The 22373-nt window shown below is 75.3% G+C and carries 23 protein-coding genes; 14 read left to right on the forward strand and 9 right to left on the reverse strand.

The genetic code is table 11. The features are described from left to right. Window positions 1-19 precede the first annotated feature (19 nt). Window positions 20-460 carry a hypothetical protein gene (locus HUT16_RS35970; RefSeq protein ID WP_176192189.1) on the forward strand — a complete coding sequence of 147 codons (441 nt, stop codon included), beginning with the start codon at window positions 20-22 and terminating at the stop codon, window positions 458-460. Window positions 461-565: 105 nt separating this feature from the next. Here the strand turns inward: HUT16_RS35970 and HUT16_RS35975 are convergent, their stop codons facing one another. Then, window positions 566-1309, reverse strand: a complete 744-nt coding sequence (locus HUT16_RS35975; RefSeq protein WP_176193048.1) for an alpha/beta hydrolase — start codon at window positions 1307-1309, stop codon at window positions 566-568. A gap of 265 nt (window positions 1310-1574) precedes the next feature. Between HUT16_RS35975 and HUT16_RS35980 the strand changes: the two genes are divergently transcribed. Next, the gene (locus HUT16_RS35980) at window positions 1575-2027 is read left to right on the forward strand and encodes a MarR family winged helix-turn-helix transcriptional regulator (protein ID WP_176192190.1); all 453 of its coding nucleotides are present in this window, start codon (window positions 1575-1577) and stop codon (window positions 2025-2027) included. Between the two features lie 148 nt (window positions 2028-2175). Further along, window positions 2176-3603: an MFS transporter gene (locus tag HUT16_RS35985; protein WP_176192191.1), complete on the forward strand. Its 1428-nt coding sequence runs from the start codon at window positions 2176-2178 to the stop codon at window positions 3601-3603. Window position 3604: 1 nt separating this feature from the next. On the opposite strand, the gene HUT16_RS35990 is transcribed toward HUT16_RS35985, so the two are convergent. Beyond that, entirely contained in the window at window positions 3605-4072 is a 468-nt protein-coding gene (locus HUT16_RS35990; RefSeq protein ID WP_176192192.1) for a nuclear transport factor 2 family protein, read from the reverse strand. 105 nt (window positions 4073-4177) lie between these two features. On the opposite strand from HUT16_RS35990, the gene HUT16_RS35995 reads away from it, so the two are divergent. The 4 genes from HUT16_RS35995 to HUT16_RS36010 all read left to right on the forward strand — a co-directional run bounded on the left by HUT16_RS35995 (window position 4178) and on the right by HUT16_RS36010 (window position 8008). Next, the gene (locus tag HUT16_RS35995; protein WP_254898165.1) at window positions 4178-4750 is read left to right on the forward strand and encodes a GNAT family N-acetyltransferase; all 573 of its coding nucleotides are present in this window, start codon (window positions 4178-4180) and stop codon (window positions 4748-4750) included. A gap of 190 nt (window positions 4751-4940) precedes the next feature. Next, window positions 4941-6176, forward strand: coding sequence for a helix-turn-helix domain-containing protein (locus tag HUT16_RS36000; RefSeq protein ID WP_176192194.1), 1236 nt, complete (start codon window positions 4941-4943; stop codon window positions 6174-6176). 43 nt (window positions 6177-6219) lie between these two features. Continuing rightward, the gene (locus tag HUT16_RS36005) at window positions 6220-6981 is read left to right on the forward strand and encodes an HAD family phosphatase (protein ID WP_176192195.1); all 762 of its coding nucleotides are present in this window, start codon (window positions 6220-6222) and stop codon (window positions 6979-6981) included. 49 nt (window positions 6982-7030) lie between these two features. Further along, on the forward strand, window positions 7031-8008 hold the full coding sequence (locus tag HUT16_RS36010) for a GNAT family N-acetyltransferase (protein WP_176192196.1): 978 nt from the start codon (window positions 7031-7033) through the stop codon (window positions 8006-8008). Window positions 8009-8171: 163 nt separating this feature from the next. Here HUT16_RS36010 and HUT16_RS36015 read toward each other — a convergent pair whose 3' ends face one another. Next, window positions 8172-9197 carry a 2-dehydropantoate 2-reductase gene (locus tag HUT16_RS36015; protein ID WP_254898166.1) on the reverse strand — a complete coding sequence of 342 codons (1026 nt, stop codon included), beginning with the start codon at window positions 9195-9197 and terminating at the stop codon, window positions 8172-8174. A 149-nt stretch (window positions 9198-9346) separates the two neighbouring features. Continuing rightward, on the reverse strand, window positions 9347-10525 hold the full coding sequence (locus HUT16_RS36020) for a PP2C family protein-serine/threonine phosphatase (RefSeq protein ID WP_176192197.1): 1179 nt from the start codon (window positions 10523-10525) through the stop codon (window positions 9347-9349). 354 nt (window positions 10526-10879) lie between these two features. Here HUT16_RS36020 and HUT16_RS36025 point away from each other — a divergent pair, with 354 nt between their 5' ends. The 4 genes from HUT16_RS36025 (at window position 10880) to HUT16_RS36040 (ending at window position 15668) form a co-directional block, all read left to right on the forward strand. After that, window positions 10880-12103 (forward strand): PHB depolymerase family esterase, encoded by a 1224-nt coding sequence (locus tag HUT16_RS36025; RefSeq protein WP_254898424.1) that lies wholly within the window; start codon window positions 10880-10882, stop codon window positions 12101-12103. A gap of 175 nt (window positions 12104-12278) precedes the next feature. Then, a complete protein-coding gene (locus HUT16_RS36030; protein ID WP_176192199.1) occupies window positions 12279-13835 on the forward strand; it encodes an APC family permease in 1557 nt (518 codons plus the stop codon). Beyond that, a complete protein-coding gene (locus tag HUT16_RS36035) occupies window positions 13832-14206 on the forward strand; it encodes a cupin domain-containing protein (protein WP_176192200.1) in 375 nt (124 codons plus the stop codon). Before HUT16_RS36030 ends, HUT16_RS36035 begins: the two co-directional genes overlap by 4 nt. 70 nt (window positions 14207-14276) lie before the next feature. Further along, window positions 14277-15668, forward strand: a complete 1392-nt coding sequence (locus tag HUT16_RS36040; protein WP_176192201.1) for an FAD-binding oxidoreductase — start codon at window positions 14277-14279, stop codon at window positions 15666-15668. A gap of 121 nt (window positions 15669-15789) precedes the next feature. Here HUT16_RS36040 and HUT16_RS36045 read toward each other — a convergent pair whose 3' ends face one another. From HUT16_RS36045 to HUT16_RS36055, 3 genes are all read right to left on the reverse strand, one after another. Next, window positions 15790-16440 (reverse strand): hypothetical protein, encoded by a 651-nt coding sequence (locus HUT16_RS36045; RefSeq protein ID WP_176192202.1) that lies wholly within the window; start codon window positions 16438-16440, stop codon window positions 15790-15792. 305 nt (window positions 16441-16745) lie between these two features. Then, the gene (locus tag HUT16_RS36050) at window positions 16746-17369 is read right to left on the reverse strand and encodes a DinB family protein (RefSeq protein WP_176192203.1); all 624 of its coding nucleotides are present in this window, start codon (window positions 17367-17369) and stop codon (window positions 16746-16748) included. Window positions 17370-17457: 88 nt separating this feature from the next. Then, window positions 17458-17880, reverse strand: coding sequence for a hypothetical protein (locus tag HUT16_RS36055; protein WP_176192204.1), 423 nt, complete (start codon window positions 17878-17880; stop codon window positions 17458-17460). A gap of 116 nt (window positions 17881-17996) precedes the next feature. Between HUT16_RS36055 and HUT16_RS36060 the strand changes: the two genes are divergently transcribed. Further along, window positions 17997-18422 carry a DUF4259 domain-containing protein gene (locus tag HUT16_RS36060; protein WP_254898167.1) on the forward strand — a complete coding sequence of 142 codons (426 nt, stop codon included), beginning with the start codon at window positions 17997-17999 and terminating at the stop codon, window positions 18420-18422. Between the two features lie 7 nt (window positions 18423-18429). Here HUT16_RS36060 and HUT16_RS36065 read toward each other — a convergent pair whose 3' ends face one another. Next, entirely contained in the window at window positions 18430-18699 is a 270-nt protein-coding gene (locus HUT16_RS36065) for an acylphosphatase (RefSeq protein WP_176192206.1), read from the reverse strand. Window positions 18700-18825: 126 nt separating this feature from the next. Continuing rightward, on the reverse strand, window positions 18826-20133 hold the full coding sequence (locus tag HUT16_RS36070; RefSeq protein ID WP_176192207.1) for an MFS transporter: 1308 nt from the start codon (window positions 20131-20133) through the stop codon (window positions 18826-18828). Between the two features lie 346 nt (window positions 20134-20479). Between HUT16_RS36070 and HUT16_RS36075 the strand changes: the two genes are divergently transcribed. Beyond that, window positions 20480-20680, forward strand: coding sequence for a hypothetical protein (locus HUT16_RS36075; RefSeq protein WP_176192208.1), 201 nt, complete (start codon window positions 20480-20482; stop codon window positions 20678-20680). Beyond that, window positions 20635-22371 carry an FUSC family protein gene (locus HUT16_RS36080; RefSeq protein WP_176192209.1) on the forward strand — a complete coding sequence of 579 codons (1737 nt, stop codon included), beginning with the start codon at window positions 20635-20637 and terminating at the stop codon, window positions 22369-22371. The genes HUT16_RS36075 and HUT16_RS36080 overlap by 46 nt, the downstream gene beginning before the upstream one ends. The last annotated feature ends 2 nt before the right edge of the window (window positions 22372-22373 follow it).

A 22373-nucleotide genomic window follows, 5' to 3' on the forward strand; every position in this document is an offset into this window, starting at 1 on the left:
ACGAGAGGAGACGCCGCGGGTGGACGCCGGACTGCGGGAAGCGTGCGTGCCGGCCCTGGCCGCCCTGGCCGGCAGCGAGGACTACGCCGACCGCGCCGACGCCGGGCGGGCGCTCGCGGGGTTCGCCGAACTCCCGGCGGCGGCCCGGACGTTGACCGCCCTGCTGGCCGACCCCCGGGACACCTACGTCACCCTGGACACCGCCCGGGCCCTGCTGCGGCGCGGCGACCGGGCCGCGACCGCGATCCTCGCCGCCGCGCTGGCGGACCTCGACGTCCAGCACGAGCAGTACGTGTGCGACGCCGTCCGCGAGGTGCTGGGCGTGTTCCCGGAGGACCACGCCCGGGCGGTGCGCCTGGCCGAGGAACTGGCCCGCGTCCCGGACGCCCGGCTCGCGAAGGGCGCGGCCGTGCTGTCCGGCATGCTGGACGAGGTCACCCCGTTCCTCGGCCCGGCCTGACCCTGCGGACCTGACCTGACTTGCCCGGTCCGGCCCGGCCTTGTCGGCCCGGCCCCGTCGGCGGCCCGGGAACCCGGCGGGCCCGGACCGCCGACGAGGTGGTGCCTACGGCTTCAGGTGACGGGCGAAGAACCCGGCGGCGGCCTCCCCGGCGTACTCGGGGACGCCGGTGTGGCCGCCCATGTTGGCGTTCAGGGACTTCTCCGCCGAGGCGAAGGCGTCGAACAGGTCCAGCGAGGCCTGCCGGTCGTTGCCCTCGTCGTCCCACTGGAGCAGGACGTGCAGCGGGACGGTGACCCGGCGGGCCTCCTCGAAGGTGGCGCGGGGGAGCAGGCTGCCCGCGAAGAGGACGGCGGCCGCGATGCGCGGTTCGACCGCGGCGAGGCGGACGCCGATCGAGATGACGCCGCCCGAGTAGCCGACCGGCCCGCCCAGGCCGGGCAGCGCCAGCAGGGCGTCCAGCGCGGCCCGCCACTCGGGGACGGCCAGGTCGACCAGGGGCAGGACCACGGCGTCGATGACCTCCGCGCTCACCGGCCCGCCGGCCTCGATGGCCCGGCGCAGCTCGGCGCGGGCCAGGTCGAGGGCGGGGACGCGGGGGCGCTCGCCGCTGCCGGGCAGTTCGATGGTGGCCGAGGCGAAGCCGTCGGCGGCCGCGTGCCGGGCCCGGGCCGCCAGCCGGGGGTGCATCCGGCGCAGGCCGAGCGGCGGGAGGCCGAGCAGGAGCAGCGGCGCGGGCGTGTCGGCGGTGGCGGACGCGGGCGTCCACAGGACACCGGGGATTCCGTCGAGGAGGAACTCGCGCTCCAGGACGTCGCCGTCGAGGTGCTGTTCGGAGGTGAAGTGCACAGCGGTCATGGCTGTGGTGCCTTTCGGGAGTGCTCAGGAACGGCGCTCCCGGACGGCCTGTTACCGCCCGACCGTGGCCCCGGCGGGGAGCACCCATGTCGATACTGCGTTCACGGGTACCACCTCCAAGGTCTCTTGCACGGCCTCCGGAAAGGTAGCAGCGGGCGCGTCGCCGCGCCAAACGGGTTTCGCCCGACTCCGGGGGCACTGCGGAGATCTACAGGGAAACTGTACATTCGGCGGGGGGAAACCTAGGGTGGGGAGCATGAGCGAAGACTCCGACCCCGCACCGTCCGCCGTGCGCGCCTCGCAGCAGGTGCGGTCGGTGATCGGCAAGCTCCGCCGCCGCATCCGGTCCGCGGCCGGGACGGGGGACTTCACGCTGACCCAGGCGTCCACCGTGGGGCGGCTGCTGGACAGCGAGGGCCGGGGCCTGACCACCAGCGACCTCGCCGTCGCCGAGGGGATGCGCCACCAGTCGATGGCCACCACCATCGCCACCCTGGCCGGACAGGGCCTGGTCGAACGCAGCCGGGACCCGGAGGACGGCCGCCGGGTGCTGATCGGTCTCACCCCCGAGGGCCGCCGCCGCGCCGAGGAGGGCCGCCGGGCCCGCGGCGAGTGGTTGGCCGCCGAGTTGCAGAAGAAGTGCACCGAGGAGGAGCGACAGACCGTCATCGCGGCGATGGCCGTCCTCGAACGGATCGTCCAGGAGTGACGGCCCGCCCCGGACCGGCACGCCCGGGCCACCGCACCCGAACCGGCCGCGACCGAACTCACCACGATCCAACCGGCCGCACCCGAACCGGCCACACCCGAACCGGCCACACCCGAACCGACCACGACCAGCGAGCGGCAGAAGCACCATGACCGACCGTACGACCGCGACCGCCCCCGGCGGCCGGCTGGCCGAGGCGCCCGCGCTCGACCGCCGACTCGTCCCCCCGATGGTGCTCGGCTCCGTCCTCAATCCGATCAACTCCACCGTCATCGCCGTCGCGCTGGTCCCGATCGGTGCCGCGCTCGGCGCCTCGCCCGCGCAGACCGCCTGGCTGGTGTCCGCGCTCTACCTGGCCACCGCGCTCGGGCAGCCCGTGGTGGGACGGCTGATCGACCTGTTCGGTCCGCGCCGGCTCTTCCTCGCCAGCACCAGCCTGGTCGGCGTGGCCGGTGTCGTCGGCACGCTCGCGCCCAACCTGGGGACGCTGATCGCCGCCCGGGTCGTCCTCGGCTTCGGCACCTGCGCCGGCTACCCCGCCGCGATGGCGCTGCTGCGCGCCGAATCCCGGCGCACCGGACGCGACAGCCCCGCCGGGGTGCTCACCCTGCTCGCCGTCGCCAACCAGACCGTCGCCGTGATCGGCCCGCTGCTCGGCGGACTGCTCACCAGCGCCGGTGGCTGGCGCGCCACCTTCGCGCTGAACGTCCCGCTGTCGCTGCTCGCCGTCACCCTCGGCGCGCTGCGCCTGCCCCGGCAGCGGCCGGAGCCGGCAGAGGGGGAGGGCACCGGCCCGCTGAAGCGGATCGACCTGCCCGGGATGGCCCTGTTCGCCGTCCTGCTGCTCTCGCTGCTGCTGTTCCTGATGCACCCGCACCCCGACCGCTGGTACCTGCCGCTGGTCACGCTCGCCGCCGCCGTCGCCTTCACCGTCCGCGAGCGCCGCGCCGAACAGCCCTTCATCGACGTCAAGGTGCTCGGCGGCAACACCCCGCTGCTGGCCACCTACGCCCGCGCGCTGGCCGCCTACGTGGTCGCCTACGCCTTCCTGTACGGCTTCGCCCAGTGGACCGAGGAGGGCTTCGGGCTGACGCCGCTGCAGGCCGGGCTGGTACAGGCACCGACCTTCCTGGTCGGCATCGGCGTCTCGGTGCTGGCCGGGCGGCGCGGCGGCATCCGGGCGACCCTGCTGGTCGGCGGCCTCGGCCAGATCGCCGCCTGCGCGCTGATGCTGGCCCTGGGCGCGCACAGCCCGCTGTGGGCGCTGCTGGTGCTGGCCGTGGTGTTCGGCATCCCGCAGGGCGCCAACGGGCTGGCCCTGCAGAACTCCGTCTTCCTGCAGTCCGACCCGGCCCGCACCGGCTCCTCCGCCGGGCTGCTGCGCACCTTCGCCTACCTCGGCTCGATGGTGGCCTCCGCCGCGACCGCCGCCGCGTACGGGCCGCACGCGGGCACCGCGGGGATGCACCAGCTGGCCTGGGTCATGCTGGCGGCGGCGGTGCTGTTCCTGCTGCTCACCGCCTTCGACCGGACGCTGCCCGCACTGCGCACCCCCGCGGCGGCGGCCCGCGGCTGACCTACTCCTGCTCGGCCGAGGTCCGGGCGCCGGAGGCGGCCAGGCCGTCCATGTAGTCGCGGACGTGCACGATCAGCCCGTCCCGGACCCGCAGCACCAGCAGGCCCGGCACCGCGAACGGGCCCCGGCCGCCCGCGATCTCGCCCCGCACGACCTGCTCCACCACCAGCACCTCGGGGTCGGCCGACACGTGCAGGGCGCCCTCCTCGACCGCGGTCGGCCGGGCCGGGCTCGCCCCCCACGCCGCCCGGTACCCGGCCCGCACCGCCTCCCGGCCCTCGTAGCGCTCCGGGAACCCCGGGAAGCGGAACGGGAACTCGTGCACGGCGTCCAGCGCGTACAGGTCGGCGAGGGCGTCCGCGTCCAGGGCGAGCACCGCCCGGCGGTAGCGCGCCAGCACGTCCCGCGGCGTGCGGTCGGACGGGGACGGCGACGGGGACGGCGACGGCGACGGGGCGGTGGCGGACATGGTGAACTCCCGTTCCGGATGGGGAAGTCGGTGTGCCCACGAGCCTACTGCGATCGCCCGCCGCCCCGGACGGGATTCCGGGCCCCGCTACGGCAGGATGGCGCCGTGAGAGCGACCCGCACCCCACCGCCGACCGCCCCGACGCTGCCCCGGACGGTGCCGGAACTCCCGGCCGCGCACGGCTACCGGCTGCGCCGCTGGGGCCCCGAGGACACCGGTCTGCTCCGCGAGGTGGCGGCCGACCCGTACGTCCCGCTGGTCACCACCGTGCCCGCGCCGTACACCGAGGCCGGGGCGGCGGCCTACCTGGAAAGCCAGCGGCGCCGGACCGAGATCGGCACCGGCTACCCCTTCGTGATCGTCGACCCGACGGGCCGTCCGGTCGGCGACGTCGGCCTCTGGGTGGGCGAACTGCCGCTGCGCGGCCGGGCGACCGTCGGCTACTGGGTGGCGGCCTCCGCCCGCCGCCGGGGCGCGGCCACGGCCGCCCTGGGCGCCGTCGCCGACTGGGCCCTGGACGAACTCGCCCTGCCCGGCCTGGAGCTGCACGTCGAGCCGTGGAACACCGGCTCGATCCGCACCGCCGAACGCGCCGGTTTCCGCCCCACCGGCCTGCGGACCACCCACCGGTCGGCGGACGGCCGGCCGCGCGACACCCGGCACTACGTCAGGCCGTAGCGGCCCCGTCGGCCCGGGCTGGGGCGGGGGCGTGTGCCGGGAGCACGGCACCGGCCCGGTCCGGCGCGCCGGCTGGTGCTAGGTTGCGGGCTCGGGAACGCCGTCCGCGCCGAAGCCGAAGGGGCCGCTGCCGCGTGGAGCCAAGTCGTCCCGATAGCACCGCAGTTGCTGATCCGAGGGGCCGGAACCGATGAACGACTTCAGTGCGCACGCGATGGGCCTGGTGATCCGCGAGCATCGCGAGGCCCGGCAACCCCCGATGAGCCGCGCGGAGTTGGCCTGGCGGACCGAGTGCGGGAGGGGCGGCTCGCTCCTGATCGAGCGCTTCGAGCGCGGCCTGATCAGCCCCGGAACGTACCGCCTGGCCGCCATCGCGCTCGCGTTCGGCCTGACCCCCGGGCAGTTGGCGCAGGAGGCGAAGGAACGCACCGGGCTCCTGGCCGAGGAACCGGGCCCGCCGCCGGGGAGGCTGCGCGAGCGGATCGAGGCGACGGAGCGGCGCCGGCGCGAGGTCGACGAGCGCCACGATCAGCGGCAGAAGATCGCCGAGGAGTACGCGGAAGCCTTCTCCGGCGCCAGCCAGGACGCCCACGAGGCGTTCTTCCGGAGGTTCGTCGAACTGGCCGCGGGCATCGGCGGGGCGGCCGAGCCGGAGGAAGCGGGGGCGGCGGGCCCGGACGGGCTGCCTGCGCCGATGCGGGTCCAGGCCATGTCCGACGGGATCGCTGCCGGGATCCGCGACGTCGCGGCGGGGACGGCCGCCACCGCGGTCGGAGGTGCGGTCGGGGCGGCGGTCGGCGGAGCCGCGGCCTACACCGCCTTCACCGCCGCCGCGGCCTTCGGGACGGCCTCCACGGGAACCGCGATCACCGCGCTGTACGGGGCCGCCGCGACGAACGCGACCCTCGCGGTCCTGGGCGGCGGCACGCTGGCCACCGGCGGCGCGGGCATGGCGGGCGGGGTGCTCCTGCTCGGAGGCATCGTCGCCGCCCCGACGGTGGTGCTGGCGGCCACCGGCCTCTACGTCTTCAAGCGGCACCGGGCCAAGAAGGACGAGCGGCAGGCGCGCGCCGAGACCGACGCCGTGCAGGCACAACTGGACCGGTCGCAGCGGAACTTCGACATCGCCGTCGAGGCGTCGGGGCGCGCCGCGGCCGTCCTGGAGCACATCCAGGTCCACGGCGCCCACGCCCTCGAACGGTGGGCGGCGAGCCTGCCCCCGGAGCCCCGGGACTGGGAGTCGCTGGACCCCGGGGAGCAGGAACGCTACCGGGAGTTCCTGACCGTGGCGGCCTCCTGCCTCGCCGTGGGCACCATCGACGTCGAGGCCCTCCTCGCGGCGGAGCCCGGCGAACTGCGCGAGATGGAGCGGGACATCGACGGGATGCTGCGGTACGCGGACCGGGCGGTCAGGTCGGTCGGCTGAATCTGCCGGGAACTTTTCCGGGGAGCAGTACTAGGCTGCCGCAATGGACCTTGTGCGCACCCTCGGGAAGCCCGTCGAGCTGGTGGTGTTCGACTGCGACGGCGTGCTGGTCGACAGCGAGCGGATCGCGGTCCGGGTGCAGGTCGAGCTCGGTGCGCAGCTCGGTTGGCCGCTGGGCCCGGACGAGGTGGTGGAGCGGTTCATCGGCCGGAGCCACGCCGCGATCTGGGAGCAGATCGGCGAGCGATTGGGCCGCGGCGCCGCGGCCGAGTGGGAGCGGCGCTTCGAGCAGCGGCACCGCGAGCTGGTGGACGCCGAACTGACGCCCGTGGACGGCGTCGTGGCGGCCCTGGACGCGCTGGAGGCGCTCGGCCTGCCGTACTGCGTCGCCTCCAGCGGCAGCCAGGCCAAGATGCGGCACACCCTCGGCCGCACCGGGCTGTACGGGCGCTTCGCCGGGCGGATCTTCAGCGCCGACGAGGTCGCCCGCGGCAAGCCCTTCCCGGACGTCTTCCTGCACGCCGCCGCCGGGATGGGCTGCGCGCCCGAGGTCTGCGTTGTCGTCGAGGACAGCCCCACCGGGCTCCGGGCCGCCCGCGCCGCCGGCATGCGCCGCCTGGGCTACACCCCCGGCCCGGCCGGACGGGCGCTCACCGGCGGCGAGTTCGGACGGCGGCACTTCGGGAAGGACGGGTACCAGGAGCCCGACAGCCAGGGGCGGGAGGGAGACGAGGACGCGGACGACACCGTGCTGTTCTCCGACATGCGGCACCTGCCCGCGCTGCTGCGCTCGCTCGCCGGCTGACCGGCCGCCGCGCTCCGTTCCCGCCCCCTCGCGAGGAAGGACCCCGCCGATGACCCCGCCGATCACTCCGCGCACGACCCCGTCCGCGGTCCGGGCCGTGCTGCCCGCCGGGTACACCGCCCGCCCGTTCGACCCGCCCGCCGACCTGTCGGCCGTCCTCGACCTGCTGACGGTCTGCGAGCGGGACCTGCACGGCGACGCGGCGGTGCAGGCCGACGCCGGGGAGTTCGCCGCCGTGCTGGCCCGCCCGGGCTTCGACCCGGCGCGCGACGCGCTGCTGGTGCACGGCCCGGACGGCCGACTGGTCGCCTGGGCGTGGAGCGACCGGCGCTGCGAGTGCCGGGTGCACCCCGCGCACCGCGGCCGCCGACTCGGCACCGCCCTGCTGGGCTGGATGGAGAACCGGGCCGTCGAACAGGGCGTCGGCAAGCTGGTCCAGGTCGTCGCCGACCTGGACGCGACCGGCCTGGCGATGCTGCGCACGTACGGGTACCGGCCGAAGGGCGCCAGCTGGCTGCTGGAGATCGCCCTGGACGGCCTGCCCGAGGCGTCCGAACTGCCGCCCGCGCCGGAGGGGGTGAGCTTCCGTCCGTTCCGGGCGGGCGACCCGTGGGACGAGCACGAGGCGCACCGGGTTGTGGAGGACGCGTTCGCGGACTGGAAGGCCCGCCGGATGCCCTTCGCGGAGTGGGCCGAGCACGCCGTGCACCGGGAGAGCTTCGCCCCCGAGCGCTCGCCGCTCGCCGTCTCGGACGCCGACGGCCGGGTGCTCGGCGTCGCCCTGGCCCTGGACCAGCCCGGCAGCGGCGACGGCTACGTGGAGAGCCTGGCCGTCGACCGCACCCACCGCCACCGGGGCATCGCCCGCCACCTGCTCCAGCAGACCTTCCGGGCCTGCCGGGACGCCGGGCTGAGCCGCTGCACGCTCTGGACGCACTCCGGGACGGGCGCACTCGACCTGTACCTCAAGGTCGGCATGACCGTCCGGTACACCTCGGTGGTGCTGGAGAAGGCCCTCCCGGGCTGACGTCCCGCCGGGGACGGAAGCGCTTGCGCACCGCGTCGGGTCGCAGCTCGATGCCGTGGGTGCTCCACTGCGGGGTCACGGCGGCGCGTCGTCTCCTCGGGTCGGGTCGGATGCGGACGGGGTGGGGGTGGAACGGGCCGGACGGGCCGACAGGGTCGGAGGTTCAGGGTTGCTCGTCGAGGGCCGCGAGCAGGGCCGGGCCGGACCAGGCGGGCGGTTCGGTGGCGGACTCGGCCGCGCGGACCAGGTCGAGCAGCCGGCGGTTGGCCGGGGCGGGCAGGCCGTGGCGCTCGGCCAGCGCGACCACCTCGCCCTGCAGTTCGCCGATCTCGGTGGGCCGGGAGCGCTGCAGGTCCTCCCACATCGAGGAGCGGGCCCGGGCGTCCACCCGCAGGCTCGCCGCCGCGACCCGGCGGAACACCGGGTCGGGCAGGCCCAGCACGGACGGCATCCACTGCGGCGGGACGGGCGTCAGCCGGGCCGGGGCCAGGCCCGCCGCGGCGAACACCGCCAGCGCCTCGCGCTGGCAGCGGGCCAGCACCAGCCGGTACGGGCGGCTGCCGAGCTGCTGGCGCAGCGGCAGTCCGGAGAGCGCGTTGACGGCGTTGTTGAGGTTCATCAGCAGCTTCGCGGCCTGCACCCGCGGCATGTCCGCGCGCAGCCGCACCGGCAGCCCGGCGGCGGCCGCCGTCTCCGCGAACCGCCGTGCGCTGCCCGCCCGTTCGACCATCAGCTCCCCGCCGGTGCCCTGGTGGAAGGAGGCCGGGCCGGTGCGCACCACGTTGTAGGGCACCATCCCGGCCAGCACCGTCCGGCCGGGCAGCGCCTCGCGCAGCACCAGCGCGTTGTGCCGGCCGTTCTGGAAGCTGATCACCGTGCTGCGCCCGTCCAGGTGCGGGTCGAGCAGCCGGGCGGCGGCCGCGGTGTCCGCGGACTTGACCGTCACCAGCACGTAGTCGGCGCCGGCCGCCGCCGAGGCGTCCACGGCGGTGCGCGGCCGGGCGTGCAGCCGCCGGTCGCCCGGGCCGGTCAGGGTCAGGCCGGCCCGGTCCAGCTCGGCCATCGCGGGGCCCCGGCCGATCAGCGTCACGTCGGCGCGGGCGGCCAGCGCCCCGCCCAGTCGGCAGCCGATGCTGCCCGCCCCGAACACGGCGATCCGCAGCGGCAGCGTCGAACGGTTCTCGGACACCGGCGGCTCCTTCGACAACGGCGTCAGCAACACGGCCCAGAGGTTACCGCCCGGTCGTGAGAGGTTCGGCGGCCGGGGCGGGCTGCGAGGGCCGCCGGACGCCACGCCTCCGTCCGGGGGCGATCCGGGGGCCGCCCGGGGACGATCCGTCAGGCCGTGGTCGGCCGCTCTCCGTCCGCAGGCTCTGCGTCCGCGGGCTCCCCGCCCCCGGGCGGCCCGTCCGCCGGCAGCCGGGTCGCCAGCAGCGCCGCCACGTCGTCGTCGGCGGGCCCGCCCGCGTAGCGGCGCAGGTCCCGGCGGAGGTTCTCCAGCAGCGTGACGTCCGGGTCCCCGGTCCAGCGGGCCAGCCGCCCGGTCAGCGGGTAGAACTCGCCGCTCCCGTCCCGGGTCTCGCTGACGCCGTCGGTGTACAGCAGCACCCGGTCGCCCGGCCCGAACGGGACGGTCTGCGGGTGGTACTCGCTGGACACCAGCGCCGACAGGTTCAGCGGCGGCAGCGGCACCTGCGGCTCCACCGGCCGCACCTCCCCGTCCGGGCAGAGCAGCACCGGCGGCGGGTGCCCGCAGTTGAGCAGGTACGCCTCCGGCCGGTCGTCCGGGATCTCCAGCAGCACGGCGGTGGCGAAACGCTCCGACGCGTCCGAGGAGGAGGCCCGCTCCGCGTACCGCTGCAGGCCGATCTCCAGCCGGCTCGCCAGCGCGGGCAGGTCCTTCGCGTCGTACGCGGCCTCCCGGAACGAGCCGAGCAACGCCGCCGCCATCTCCACCGCGGGCAGCCCCTTGCCCTGCACGTCGCCCAGGATGATCCGGACCCCGAACGGCGTGCGCACCGCCTCGTACAGGTCGCCGCCGATCTGGGCCTGCTCCGCCGCCGCGTTGTAGTACAGCGCCAGGCCGACGTCGCCGAGCCGGTCCGGCAGCGGGCGCAGCACCACCTGCTGCGCCGTGCGCGCCACCGAGCGCACCAGCGCCAGGTCGCGTTCGCGGCGCACCCGCATCCCGGCGGTGTACGAGGCGGCCAGGGTGACCGTCACGGTCGCCGCGATCACCGAGGCCGCCGACGCGCCGACCTGCCCGTCCCGGAGCAGCGCCAGCACCACCTCGGCGGCCACCGCGAGCACGCCGATCGCCAGCGTCCCGAACGAGCCCCAGGTCGCCGCGGCGAGGGCGGGCGCGGCGGCCACGAACCGGTCGTAGCGCTGCCCGGCCGGGGTCTCGGCGTCCGCGGCCGCGGACAGGGCGATCAGCAGGAAGGGCGACAGCCGGACGATCAGGCCGAGCAGCGGCCGGCTCCAGCCGGGGGAGGAATTGTCGCTGATGGTGGGCATGACCCGGAGAACGCTACCCGCGCGGGCCGCCCCGTGGTGGGAGGCGCGGGCGGGCCGGTGATCATCTTCCGGCTCCCGTTCAATGGTCGCCGCCGCCATGCCCCGCGCCCCGCCGGTGGTGCGCCGTCCCATGGGCCGCCGCCGGAGGCACGCCGATGATTCACCGCGAACGGTGCTCGGCCACCCCCCCACCCGGCACGCGAGCACCCGCAGAGAGCGGAGCCCCCCATGGCACTGGCAGGACTGACCGGATTGACCGGACTGGTACGAGCGGGACGACGGACGGCGGCAGGAGGCGGACGGGCCGGACGGCGCCCGGGCCCCGTGCGCTGGGCGGGCGCGGCGACGGCGGGCGTGCTGCTCTCCGCCGGGCTGCTTACCGGGGCGCCGCAGGCGTCCGCGGCCGGGCTCGGACAGGTCACCGGATTCGGCAGCAACCCCGGCAACCTGGCGATGTACAGCTACGTCCCGGCGGGGCTGCCCACCGGCAAGCCGCTGGTGGTGGCGCTGCACGGCTGCACCCAGACCGCCACCGACTACTACAACAACTCCGGCTGGGCGCAGCTCGCCGACCGCTGGGGCTTCTCGGTGGTCTTCCCGCAGACCGGCTCCGCCAACAACGCGCTGTCCTGCTTCTCCTGGTTCGACAGCGGCAAGGACACCCGGGGCAAGGGCGAGGCGCTGTCGGTCAAGCAGATGGTCGACAAGGCCGTCGCGCTGTACGGCAGCGACCCGTCCCGGGTGTACGTCACCGGCCTGTCCGCGGGCGCGGGCATGGCCGCCGACCTGCTCGCCGACTACCCCGACGTGTTCGCGGGCGGCTCGATCGCCTCCGGCCTGCCCGCCCAGTGCGCCACCACCCAGGGCGCCGCCTCCGGCTGCCAGAACTCCAACCAGAACCTGACGCCCGCCCAGTGGGGCGACAAGGTGCGCGCCTCCTACCCCGGCTACACCGGCCCGTGGCCGCGGGTGGCGATCTGGCACGGCAGCTCGGACACCACCGTCGCCCCGGTCAACGCCACCGAGCTGCGCGACCAGTGGACGAACGTGTGGGGCATCGGGCAGAGCGCCTCCGCGACCCAGTCGCTGCCCGGCGGCACCACGCTCAGCGTCTACAACGACGGCGCGGGCCGGCCCGCCGTCCAGCTGTACAGCATCTCGGGCATGGGCCACGGCCTGCCGGTCAGCCCCGGCAGCGGCACCGCGAACTGCGGGCAGAGCGGCGCGTACTTCCTGAACACCATCTGCTCCTCGTACTACACCGGCCTGTTCTGGGGCCTGGACGGCGCCTCCGCGTCCCCGTCGCCGTCCGGTTCCCCGTCGCCGTCCTCCTCGCCCTCGCCTTCCGCGTCCCCGTCCTCCTCGCCCTCCGCGTCCCCGTCGACCCGGCCGCTGGGGTGCTGGACGGACAACAACTACAACCAGGTCGCCGCGGGCCGGGCGCACCAGAGCGGCGGGTACGCGTACGCGAACGGGTCGAACCAGAACATGGGGCTGTGGAACCTGTTCGTCACGCACACCCTGAAGGAGACCTCCGCCGGGTACTTCGTGATCGCCGACGCGGGATGCGCCGGGTGACGGCCTTCTGACCTGGCACGATGTGGGCCCCGTCGATCCGTCGGCGGGGCCCGCCACTGTGTCAGAGGCGCAACGAGACGTCTGACAGATTGAATGATTGTCCTATGTCAACGGGGCGGCAAGACTCGTGGCTCACACCCGACGACATCCGCCGACCCCGATTGCCAAGGTGAAAATGACCGCCATCCCCGTGGCCCCGCCGGAGAACCGGTGGGCGACGCCCAAGCGCGTGAGCCTGGTCCCGCTGGTTGCCCTGATCTTCTTCAGCGTCTCCGGCGGCGCCTACGGCATCGAGCCGCTGTTCTCGACCTCCGGCCCCGGCATGGGCATCCTGCTCATCCTGGTCGCCCCGCTGATCTACAGCGTGCCGCACGCCCTGGTCTGCGCCGAGCTGGGCACCGCCATCCCCGTCGAAGGCGGCTACTACCACTGGGTCAAGCGCGGCCTCGGCCGGTTCTGGGCCTTCCAGCAGGGCGTGCTGCAGTGGGTGTGCAGCTTCGTCGACATGGCGCTGTACCCGGTGATGTTCACCTCCTACCTGTCGAGCCTGATCGGCGCCGTCGCCCCCGGCGAGCATGTGCTGTTCGAGGTCGCCGGCATCCAGGTCGACCTGAACTGGGCGATCTGCGTGGGCGTCATCGTGGTCTTCACGCTGCTGAACCTGATGGGCGCGGGCTGGGTCGGCGACTCCTCGGTGGCGTTCGCGATCATCTGCCTGACCCCGATGCTGGTCCTCACCGCGATCGGCGGCTGGCACCTGCTCACCGACGGCACCAACCCGGTCTCCTCGATGACCGCCGAACAGGGCCAGTCCACCTGGAACGCCTTCGGCTCCGGCCTGTTCATCGTGATGTGGAACTACTCCGGCTGGGACTCGGTCTCCACCGTGGCCGGCGAGATGGAGAACCCGAAGAAGCACCTGCCCAAGGCGCTGGTCTGGTCCGTCCTGCTGATCATCATCGGCTACCTGCTGCCCTCGCTGGCCTCCCTCGCCGTCGGCCCGGACGGTGACAACGGCTGGAAGAACTGGAAGGACGGCGCGCTCCCGGACATCGCCGGCGAGATCGCCGGCCCCTGGCTCCAGTACGTCGTCACCATCGGCGGCCTGTTCGCCTCGGTGGCGATGTTCTCCGCGCTGCTCGCCTCCTACTCCCGGCTGCCCTCCTCGCTCTCGCACGACGGCTACCTGCCCAGGTGGGTCTCCAAGGAGAGCAAGCGCTACAAGATGCCGATCGCCTCGATCATCGGCTCCTCCGTGGTCTACGCGCTGTTCTGCTTCTCCAGCTTCCAGAAGCTGGTGATCTACGACGTCTTCCTCACCAACATCGGCATCCTGCTGGAGGTCGCCGCGCTGATCGCGCTGCGGATCCGCGAACCCGAGCTGGAGCGGCCCTACAAGATCCCCGGCGGCTGGTGGAGCATCGGCCTGATCACCGTCTCCCTGACCGGCGTCAGCGTCTGGGCCGCCACCGAGCAGTACAACGAGGAGGGCACCCGGGCCGTCGTCTACTGCCTGATCGTGGTCGGCGCCTCGCTGCTGCTCTACCCGCTGCTCGCCGCCCGCAAGGCCGCCCGCGCCTCCGCCGCCGCCGACCGGGCCTCCGGCAACGGCCGGGACGCCGAGAGCGGGGACGGGGCGTACGGGGCGTACGGGCTGTCAGGGTGGAACCCGGACTCGGCACACAGTGACAAGGTCGTCGGCGGTGCCGGGACGGATAGCGTCGAGGCATGATCGACAGCTTCGCCCTGCACGTCCCGGACGCCGAACTGGAACCCGAGCCGCTCGACCCCGGGCAGATCGTCTCCGGCACGCCCGAGGTCACCGGCAAGGTGGTCTGGGAGTCCGCCGACGGGCGCCGGATCCGCGGGATCTGGCAGATCACCCCCGGCGTGGTCACCGACACCGAGGCCGACGAGATGTTCGTCGTGCTCAGCGGCCGGGCCACCGTCGAGTTCGAGGACGGGCCCGTCCTGGAACTCGGCCCCGGCGACCTCGCGGTGCTCCGCGAGGGCGACCGCACCACCTGGACCGTCCACGAGACGCTCCGCAAGGTCTACGAGATCGACCTCGGCCCGGAGACGGCCGGGGACGAGGACCGGTAACACCCGAAGCACCCGACGGCCCGGCCGCCCTCACGGCCGGGCCGCACCCCCGAGGCAAGGAACCGAGAGCATGGACCCCGTACACGCCCTGCGGGACGCCAAACCCACCCCGTTCTGGCTGGAGGACCCGGGCCGCCCGGACGCCAACTCCGCCCTCACCGGCGACGTCAGCTGCGACCTGCTGGTCGTCGGCGGCGGCTACAGCGGCCTGTGGACGGCCCTGATCGCCAAGGAGCGGGACCCGGGGCGGGACGTGGTCCTGATCGAGGCCGAGCAGACCGGCTGGGCCGCCTCCGGCCGCAACGGCGGCTTCTGCGCCGCCAGCCTCACCCACGGCCTCGGCAACGGCCTCGAACGCTGGCCCGCCGAGATGGCCGCCCTCGAACAGCTCGGCGCCCGCAACCTGCAGTCCATCGAGGACGCGGTGGCGAAGCACGGGATCGACTGCGACTGGGAGCGCACCGGCGAACTCGACGTCGCCACCGAGCCCCACCAGGTCGAGGAACTCGCCGAACTGTACGAACTCGCCAAGCAGTACGGCGACTACGAGTTCCTGGACACCGACGCCGTCCGGGCCCAGGTCGCCTCGCCGACCTACCTCGGCGCGCTCTGGGACAAGGACGGCGTGGCGATGCTCCACCCCGCCAAGCTCGCCTGGGGCCTCAAGCAGGCCTGCGAGCGGCTCGGCGTGCGGGTCTTCGAGCACACCAAGGCGCTCGACCTCGCCGAGTCCGGCTCCGGCATGGCCGTGCGCACCCCCTACGGCCGGGTCTTCGCCCGCCAGGTCGCCCTCGGCACCAACGTCTTCCCGTCGCTGGTCAAGCGCATCCGCCCGTACACCGTCCCGGTCTACGACTACGCGCTGATGACCGAACCGCTCAGCGCCGAGCAGCTCGCCGCGATCGGCTGGCAGGGGCGGCAGGGCATCGGCGACAGCGCCAACCAGTTCCACTACTACCGGCTGTCCGCCGACAACCGCATCCTGTGGGGCGGCTACGACGCGATCTACCACTACGGGGCCAAGGTCCGCGCCGAGTACGACCAGCGGCCGCAGACCTACCAGACCCTCGCCCGGCACTTCTTCCAGACCTTCCCGCAGCTGGAGGGCCTGCGCTTCACCCACGCCTGGGGCGGCGCCATCGACACCTGCACCCGCTTCTCCGCGTTCTTCGACACCGCCCACCACGGCAAGGTCGCCCTCGCCGCCGGGTACACCGGCCTCGGCGTCGGCGCCACCCGCTTCGGCGCCGAGGTCATGCTCGACCTGCTGGAGGGCCGGCCCACCGAGCGCACCGCCCTGGAGATGGTCCGCCGCAAGCCGCTGCCCTTCCCGCCCGAGCCCGTCCGCTGGGCCGGCATCGGCATCACCAAGTGGTCCCTGGACCGCGCCGACCGCAACGCGGGCCGCCGCAACCTGTGGCTCAAGACCATGGACAAGCTCGGCCTGGGCTTCGACAGCTGACACCCCGGCCCCCCGCCCCGGCCGCCACGACGGCCGCCCGCGCCCCCGCGCGGGCGGCCGTTCGCCGTCGTCGGTCCATCGTCGGTTCTTCGTCGGTCCGTTGTCGGTTCTTCGTCCGAGGTCAGGAGCCGTTCGAGCACTTGCGGCTCAGCACCGGCAGGTCGGCGTTGATGTCGGCGATCACCTCGTTCGGGTCGGCCATCACCATGCCGTTCAACCGGAAGCTCAGCTCCTGGAACTCCTGCGCCAGCCGCAGGATCGTCGGCCGCACCGACTGGTCCGCGTCGGTGCCCGCCCGCATCAGCCCCTGGTAGGCGAGGTTCGCCGCGTCCGCCTGCGCGCCCCGGCTGCCCCCGGCGTCGCGCCGGTACGCCGCGACCGCCGCCGACGCCTCCCGGCACCCGGCCGGGAGCAGCGCGGGCAGCGGGGCGGGCGCGTCGGTCGTCCGCGAGGGCTCCGGCTGGGGTTCCGGTTCGGGCTCCGGTTCGGGCTCCGGGGACTCGCTCGGTTCGGCGGACTCGCTCGGCTCCGGTGCGGGGGAGGAGCCGTGCGGACGCGGGGTGGTCCGTTCCGGCGCGGGCTCCGGTGCGGACGAGCTCGTCACCGCGGCGGGCGCGGCCGGTGCGGCCCGGGGCTCGTCCGGCGGCAGCAGGTACGCCACCAGCGCCACCAGGGCCGCCGCCACCCCCGACAGGGCGGCCACCGCCCCCCAGTCCGGCCGCCCGCGCCCGCTCCCGGTCACCGACGGCTCTTCCACCCGACTCTCCGTCATACCGCCATCGTGGGCGGCCGGGGCGCGGTTCGTCCAGTGACCGGCTTACGGGGAGCGGGAGTTCGGGCCCGGGAGCCTGGGCCGTACCCAGCCAGCCGGGACGGCCCGGGCGGGTGTCCGCGACCGCGGCCAGGCGCGGGGTGAAGACCGGCGGGTCCGGCTCGCCGTTGCCGTACGCCACCCGCTCGCCGCTGCGCCGCACCGCCGGGTAGTGGCGCAGGTCGTCGTGCTCGCGCAGGTCGGTCGGGACGGCGATCATCCCGGGGGCGCGGACACCCCGGCGGGCCGGGGTGTCCGCGCGGCCGTCAGTCGGGCAGTTGCTCGCCCGCGGCGGTGGCCGCCGTGCGGGCGGCGTGCTCGACGTGTGCGTGGTGGGCCGACCACCAGGCCGCGTCCCCGTCGGGCAGCACCGAGCCGTTCGGGCGCAGGCCCGTTGCGCCGTCCACCAGTTCGCGGACCAGGTCGGCGTGGCCCGCGTGCCGGTGGGTCTCGGCGACCACGTGCAGCAGGACGCGTCCCAGCGTCAGTTCGCTGTGCGGGGGCCACGGGACCTTGCCCACCGCGTCCAGCGGCAGTTCGTCGATGGTGGCGTCCGCGTGCGCCCAGACCCGGCGGTAGCCGTCGAGCAGGGCCTCCCGGCCCTCCTCCGGGCGGGCCCACAGGTCGGCGTTCGGCTCGGCCTCGCCCGCCACCCACAGGCCCGGGCCGTCCGGGAAGGGGCGGCCGAAGGTGGTGCCGAAGTACACCGCCTCCGCGCCCGTCAGGTGCTTGACCAGCCCCAGCAGGTTCGTCCCGGTCGGGGTCAGCGGGCGGCGGGCGTCGTACTCCGACAGGCCCTCCAGCTTCCACACCACCGCGGCCCGGGCGTCCTGCAGGTACAGCTTCAGTTCCCGCTTGGTCGCGGCGAGTTGATCGTTCGTCTCCGTCATGGACGGAGTCTGGCCGCCGCCCGGACCGGCCCACAAACCGTTTTCGCCGCCCGGCTCCGGCCGCGGCCGACCGGGCCGCTCCCCGGGCTCACTCCTCCTCGTCCGCGTAGTACCGGGCGTAGCCGGCGGACTGCTCCTCCACCGAGAAGCCCTCGAACGCGCCCGCTTCCTCCAGTTCGCACAGCCGCCGCAGCGCCGCCGCCGCGGACGGCGCGGGGTGCGCCGCGAGGTGGTCCTTCGTCGGCCCGAGTCCGCGGCCGAGCAGGAGCTCGATCTCGATCGAGCACGCCGCGTCGAACCCGGCCTCCTTCGCGTTCCAGACCAGGAGGGCGTCGTCGAGGTCGCCGCCGTTGAACAGCTGGACGCAGCACAGCCGCATCAGTTCGGTGTCGCCCTCGCCCTGGGCGCGCCGCTCGCGCTCCGTGCGTTCGCCGAGCAGCCTGCGGACCTCGTCGAGCCGCGCCCCGGTGGGGTGGAGCCCGAAGCGGCGCAGGCTCTCCTCCTCGTCCATCGGCTTCCCGTCCTCGCGTATCCGCCGAGGGTAGGGGATCTCGGGGGCGGGCGGTGTCACTCCGGGCTGCTTCGATGGCGCGAAAGGCAGGACACGGCTTTCCAGGGGAGATTCTTGTGGGGACTTGGGGCGGCGGGAACTTCGAGAGCGACACGGCGCTGGACCACCTGTCGACGGTCGTCGACCGGCTCGTCACCGAGGTCGCCGAGGCGATGGCCGGTGACCCGCTCGGCATCGAGCCCGACGAGTACTGGGGGGTGGCCGTGCCGTGCAACCTGGAGCTCCTGCACGTCCTCGCCCGGGCCGGCTACGGCCACGGCAGCCTGCCGGAGGCCGGGGTGGTGGAGGGGTGGAAGGAGACGTTCATGGCCGTCTGGGAGCGGACCATCGACGAGCTGGGGCCCTCGCCGGAGTACAAGGAGGAACGCCGGTCGGTGCTGAACCGCACCTTCGACCGGCTGGCCGAGGCCGTCACCCGGGGCGCGACGGTCGACGACGCGGACCGCGCCGACCACGCGGGCCGGGGAGGCCAGGGGGGCTGACGGTCGCTCAGGTGGTGACGGCGAAGACCAGCAGGCCCTCCGGCTGCTCCTCGTGCACCTCGACGTGGTCGACCACCGCGCGGGACGGGCCGTGGCGCATCCAGGCGACCAGCTGTTCCACCGCACCGGGGTCGCCCTCGAAGACCGCCTCCACCCGCCCGTCCGGGAGGTTGCGCACCCAGCCCGCCACGCCCGCCTCCGCGGCCGCGCGGCGGCAGGAGTCGCGGAAGAAGACGCCCTGCACCGTGCCCGAGACCAGCACCCGCCGCCGGATCACCCGTGGTCCGCCTCTCGTCGCATTCGTTCTCGCACTCGTTCCCGCGTTCGTTCCCGCGTGCGACGCAGCCGTCGCTGCCAGCAGGTATACCGCAGTGCGGCGGGGCGGGGGCGGGACGGCACGCGGTCAGCCGACGGCGGACGCGGCGGACGGGGCGGGGTCGGCGGGGTCGGCGGCGGGCTCGACGGGCGCGGGGTCGGTGCCGGGGGCCGGGGCGTCGATGCTGCGGCCGAACGGGCGCCAGGCGAACAGCGTCAGGGCGGCCATCACGGTGGCGGAGAACCAGAACGGCCCGGTCAGCCCGGACAGCCGGGCGATCGGGCCGCCGAGCAGCGCGCCGAGGGCCGAACCGCCGACCGCCAGCGCCATGAAGGCGCTGTTGACCCGGCCGCGCATCCCGTCCGGCACGGCGCGCTGGATCAGCGTCCGGTCGACGCTCACCCAGATCGCGCCGTGCACGCCGAACGCGCCGAGCACCGCGCCCGCGACCCAGGGCGAGCCCGCCAGCGCCAGGCCGGCGTGCGTCAGCGTCTCCAGCACCAGGCCCAGCCGCAGCAGCACCGAGGCGGAGAACCGGGCCTGCAGGCGCGGGGCGACCAGCGCCCCGGCCAGGCCGCCGACCGCCGATGCGGTCAGCAGCAGGCCGTAGCCGAACTCCGACACGCCCAGGTGCTCGCGGGCGTACAGCACCATGACCGAGAAGGACGCGAGCAGTGTGACGTTCATCAGGCACAGCGCCAAGGTCAGCGTCCGCAGTGCGGGCCGCCGCCACAGCCAGCGCAGGCTGTCGGTGAACTGGCGGCCCAGCGGCTCCCGTCGGCCGGGCCGGGCCGGGGGCAGGCCCGGGCGGGGGAGCGGGCGCAGCGTCGAGACCAGGGCGGCGGCGCCGGCGAAGCTCAGCGCGTCGACCGTCAGCGGCAGCCCCGCCGCGACGCCGAACAGGGCGGCGCCCAGCGGGGGCCCGCAGAGCCGGTTGAGCACCGACTCGGTGCCGAACATCCGGGAGTTGGCCCGCGGCAGGTCCGCCGAGTCGACCACGGCGGGCAGCAGCGCGGCGGACGCGTTGTCGCCGAGCGCCGCGCAACTGCCCAGCAGCAGGCCCGTCGCGTAGATCAGCGGCAGCGACACCGCCCCCGCGTACACCGCGACCGCCAGCACCGCCGTCAGTACGGCGCGCGCCGCGTTCGCCGCCACCGTCAGCCGTCGGCGGTCCACCCGGTCCACCAGGACCCCGCTGACCGGGGCCAGCAGCAACCACGGCACCTGCTGGACGAACACCGCCAGGGCGACCGGCACCGGATCCCTGGTCAGCGACGTCACCAGCAGCGGGGCCGCGGCCGACACGATCCCGTCGCCCAGTGAGGACACCGCCGCCGCCGACCACAGCGAGGCGAAGCCGCGCCCCAGCCCGCGGCCACCACCCTTGCGCCCCACCGGCCCCCCACCTCCCTCTCGTGCTCGACCCGGCCCGGAAGCGCGAGGCTAACCGGCGCCCCGACCCGGACGCACACGATTTTTCGGCAGACTGTGGACAACCGAGGAGGAATGCACTCGATCGGGTGATTTCCCCGTGCGGCCGGAACCGCGCTACCGGGCCCGGAGCACGGGGATTCCCCGCCCGGACGGCCGTCATCCGGGCGTAACGCGGGCGCAGCGGCCCCGACAAGATCCACGCCTAGGCTGCGGGAGCAACGGCGGACGCGAGGAGGGGGTTCCCACGGACAGGCGACGGGCACGACCGGACTGGCTGACCCACCCGCTGCGCTGGCAGCGCGGCCCGGTGCCCTGGGCGGCGACGGTGCGCGGCGCGGCCGGGATGGCCGTTCCGCTGGGCCTCGCCGTCGCCGCCGGACGGCCCGCCGAAGGCGTGCTGGCCGGGCTCGGCGCGATGTTCGCCGGCGTCAACGACCGCCCGCCGGGCGGCGCACCGGCGCCGTGCAGCAGGCCGTCCCCGCGCTGGCCGGCGCCCTCGGCCTGCTGATCGGCGCCGCCACCGGCTGGTGGGCGGTGCCGCTGCTCGGCGCGGTCGGCGTGCTCTGCGGGGCGATCAGCGTCACCGGACCGGTCGCCTCCGCGGCCGCCGTCCAGCTGATGGTGCTCACCGTGCTCGGCTGCGGCATGCCCGTCCCGCTGCCCGGCTGGGCCAAGGCCGCCTGCTACCTGGCCGGCGCCGGCTGGCTCCTGCTGCTGCGCCAACTCACCACCCACCCGCGCCCGTTGCACGCCGAACGGCAGGCCGTCGCGGCCGTCTTCGACGCCCTCGCCGACGCCCTCGACGCGGCCGGAACCGACCGCGCCGAACCCGCCCGCCGCCGCCTCACCGCCGCCCTCGACCGGGCCGGTGAACAGCTCCGCACCGGCCACGACCGCACCCTGGGCACCCGGCTCGCCGCCGCGTCCGCCCTCTGCGAAGCGGGCGTCGCCCTCCTGCGCGACGCCCGCCCGCTGCCCGCCCGGCTCGCCACCGGCCCGCGCCGCCTGGCCGCCGCCGTCCGCGCCGACCGCCTCCCCGGCCCGCTGCCCGTCCCCGTCGCCGAGACCCCGCGACCGCCGCCTTCGACCGGGCCGTCCTGCACGCGGCCCTGGCCTTCGGGGACGCCGCCCGCGACCGGCCGGTCCGGACCGGGCGGGCAGCCGCGGCCGGGCCGGGGTGCGCGGGCTCGGGCACGGCCTGCGGCGGAAGCTGGCCGGATGGGTGCTGGGCGGGCGGGGCGGGCAGCGGCCCGCCCCGGGAGCGCGGTGCCCGGGCTGCGGCCGTGGGGCCGGGCCGGACGGGCGTACGGGGTGCGGGTCGGGGTGTGCGTGGCGGCCAGCGCGGCGCTCGCGCTGGGGCTGCGGACCGGGCACTGGTACTGGCTGCCCGTCACCGCCGCGTTCCTGGTCAAACCCGACCTCGGACCGCTGTTCTCACGCGTCGTCAACCGCTTCGCCGGCACGGTGGCCGGCGTCCTGCTGGTCGCCGCGCTCGCACCCGCGCTGCCCGGCCCGTGGTGGCCCGTCGGCGCGGTGGCCGCCACCGGGGCGCTGATACCCGTCGCCCAGCGGCACTTCGCCGCGCAGACCGCCGTCATCACCGTCACCGTCCTGGCCTTCGTCACCACCGGCGGCGACCACGGCGCCGCCCCCGGACGGCTCGCCGACACCACCCTGGCCTGCGCGCTCGTCCTGCTGGTCGGCCACCTCCCCGGCCTCGCCGACACCCGCGCCCGGGTCGGCCAGCGCGCCGCGCACGCGCTGCGGCACACCCAGCGCTACCTCGACCACGTCCTGCTGACCGACCGCCAGAGCGCACCCGGCACCGTCGCCGCCCGCCGCGCCGAACTGCGCCGCACCGCCTACCGCACGCTCGCCCAGGCCCGGGCCGCCGCGGAGAACGCCGCCGCCGAACTCCACCCCGGCGGCCCGGCCGGACCCGACTGGCTGCGCCTGACCGTCCACGCCGAACGCCTCGCCGACGCCGCCACCGCGTACGCCGTCGAACGCGACCACGGCGCCCCGGCCCCCGCAGCCCCGGCCGCCCGCACCCTCACCAGAACGCTCGCCGCCGCCGCCGACGCCCTCGACCGCCCCGGCCCGCCCACCACCCCGCCCGCCACCGACACCCCCCTGCCGCCGGAACTCGACGGCGTGGCAGCCGAGGTGCACCGGATCGGGGCGTTGGCGGCGGGGTGAAG

Origin of the sequence: Kitasatospora sp. NA04385, from assembly GCF_013364235.1 — a bacterium.
Lineage (GTDB): Bacteria > Actinomycetota > Actinomycetes > Streptomycetales > Streptomycetaceae > Kitasatospora.

Coding starts and splice junctions, on each gene's coding strand:
- HUT16_RS36010 (WP_176192196.1), top strand. CDS start 7,031: ATGACCCCGCCGATCACTCCGCGCACGACCCCGTCCGCGGTCCGGGCC.
- HUT16_RS36045 (WP_176192202.1), bottom strand. CDS start 16,440: ATGACGGAGAGTCGGGTGGAAGAGCCGTCGGTGACCGGGAGCGGGCGC.
- HUT16_RS36055 (WP_176192204.1), bottom strand. CDS start 17,880: ATGGACGAGGAGGAGAGCCTGCGCCGCTTCGGGCTCCACCCCACCGGG.
- HUT16_RS35990 (WP_176192192.1), bottom strand. CDS start 4,072: ATGTCCGCCACCGCCCCGTCGCCGTCGCCGTCCCCGTCGCCGTCCCCG.
- HUT16_RS35980 (WP_176192190.1), top strand. CDS start 1,575: ATGAGCGAAGACTCCGACCCCGCACCGTCCGCCGTGCGCGCCTCGCAG.
- HUT16_RS36000 (WP_176192194.1), top strand. CDS start 4,941: ATGAACGACTTCAGTGCGCACGCGATGGGCCTGGTGATCCGCGAGCAT.
- HUT16_RS36020 (WP_176192197.1), bottom strand. CDS start 10,525: ATGCCCACCATCAGCGACAATTCCTCCCCCGGCTGGAGCCGGCCGCTG.
- HUT16_RS36030 (WP_176192199.1), top strand. CDS start 12,279: ATGACCGCCATCCCCGTGGCCCCGCCGGAGAACCGGTGGGCGACGCCC.
- HUT16_RS36040 (WP_176192201.1), top strand. CDS start 14,277: ATGGACCCCGTACACGCCCTGCGGGACGCCAAACCCACCCCGTTCTGG.
- HUT16_RS36050 (WP_176192203.1), bottom strand. CDS start 17,369: ATGACGGAGACGAACGATCAACTCGCCGCGACCAAGCGGGAACTGAAG.
- HUT16_RS36035 (WP_176192200.1), top strand. CDS start 13,832: ATGATCGACAGCTTCGCCCTGCACGTCCCGGACGCCGAACTGGAACCC.
- HUT16_RS35985 (WP_176192191.1), top strand. CDS start 2,176: ATGACCGACCGTACGACCGCGACCGCCCCCGGCGGCCGGCTGGCCGAG.
- HUT16_RS36005 (WP_176192195.1), top strand. CDS start 6,220: ATGGACCTTGTGCGCACCCTCGGGAAGCCCGTCGAGCTGGTGGTGTTC.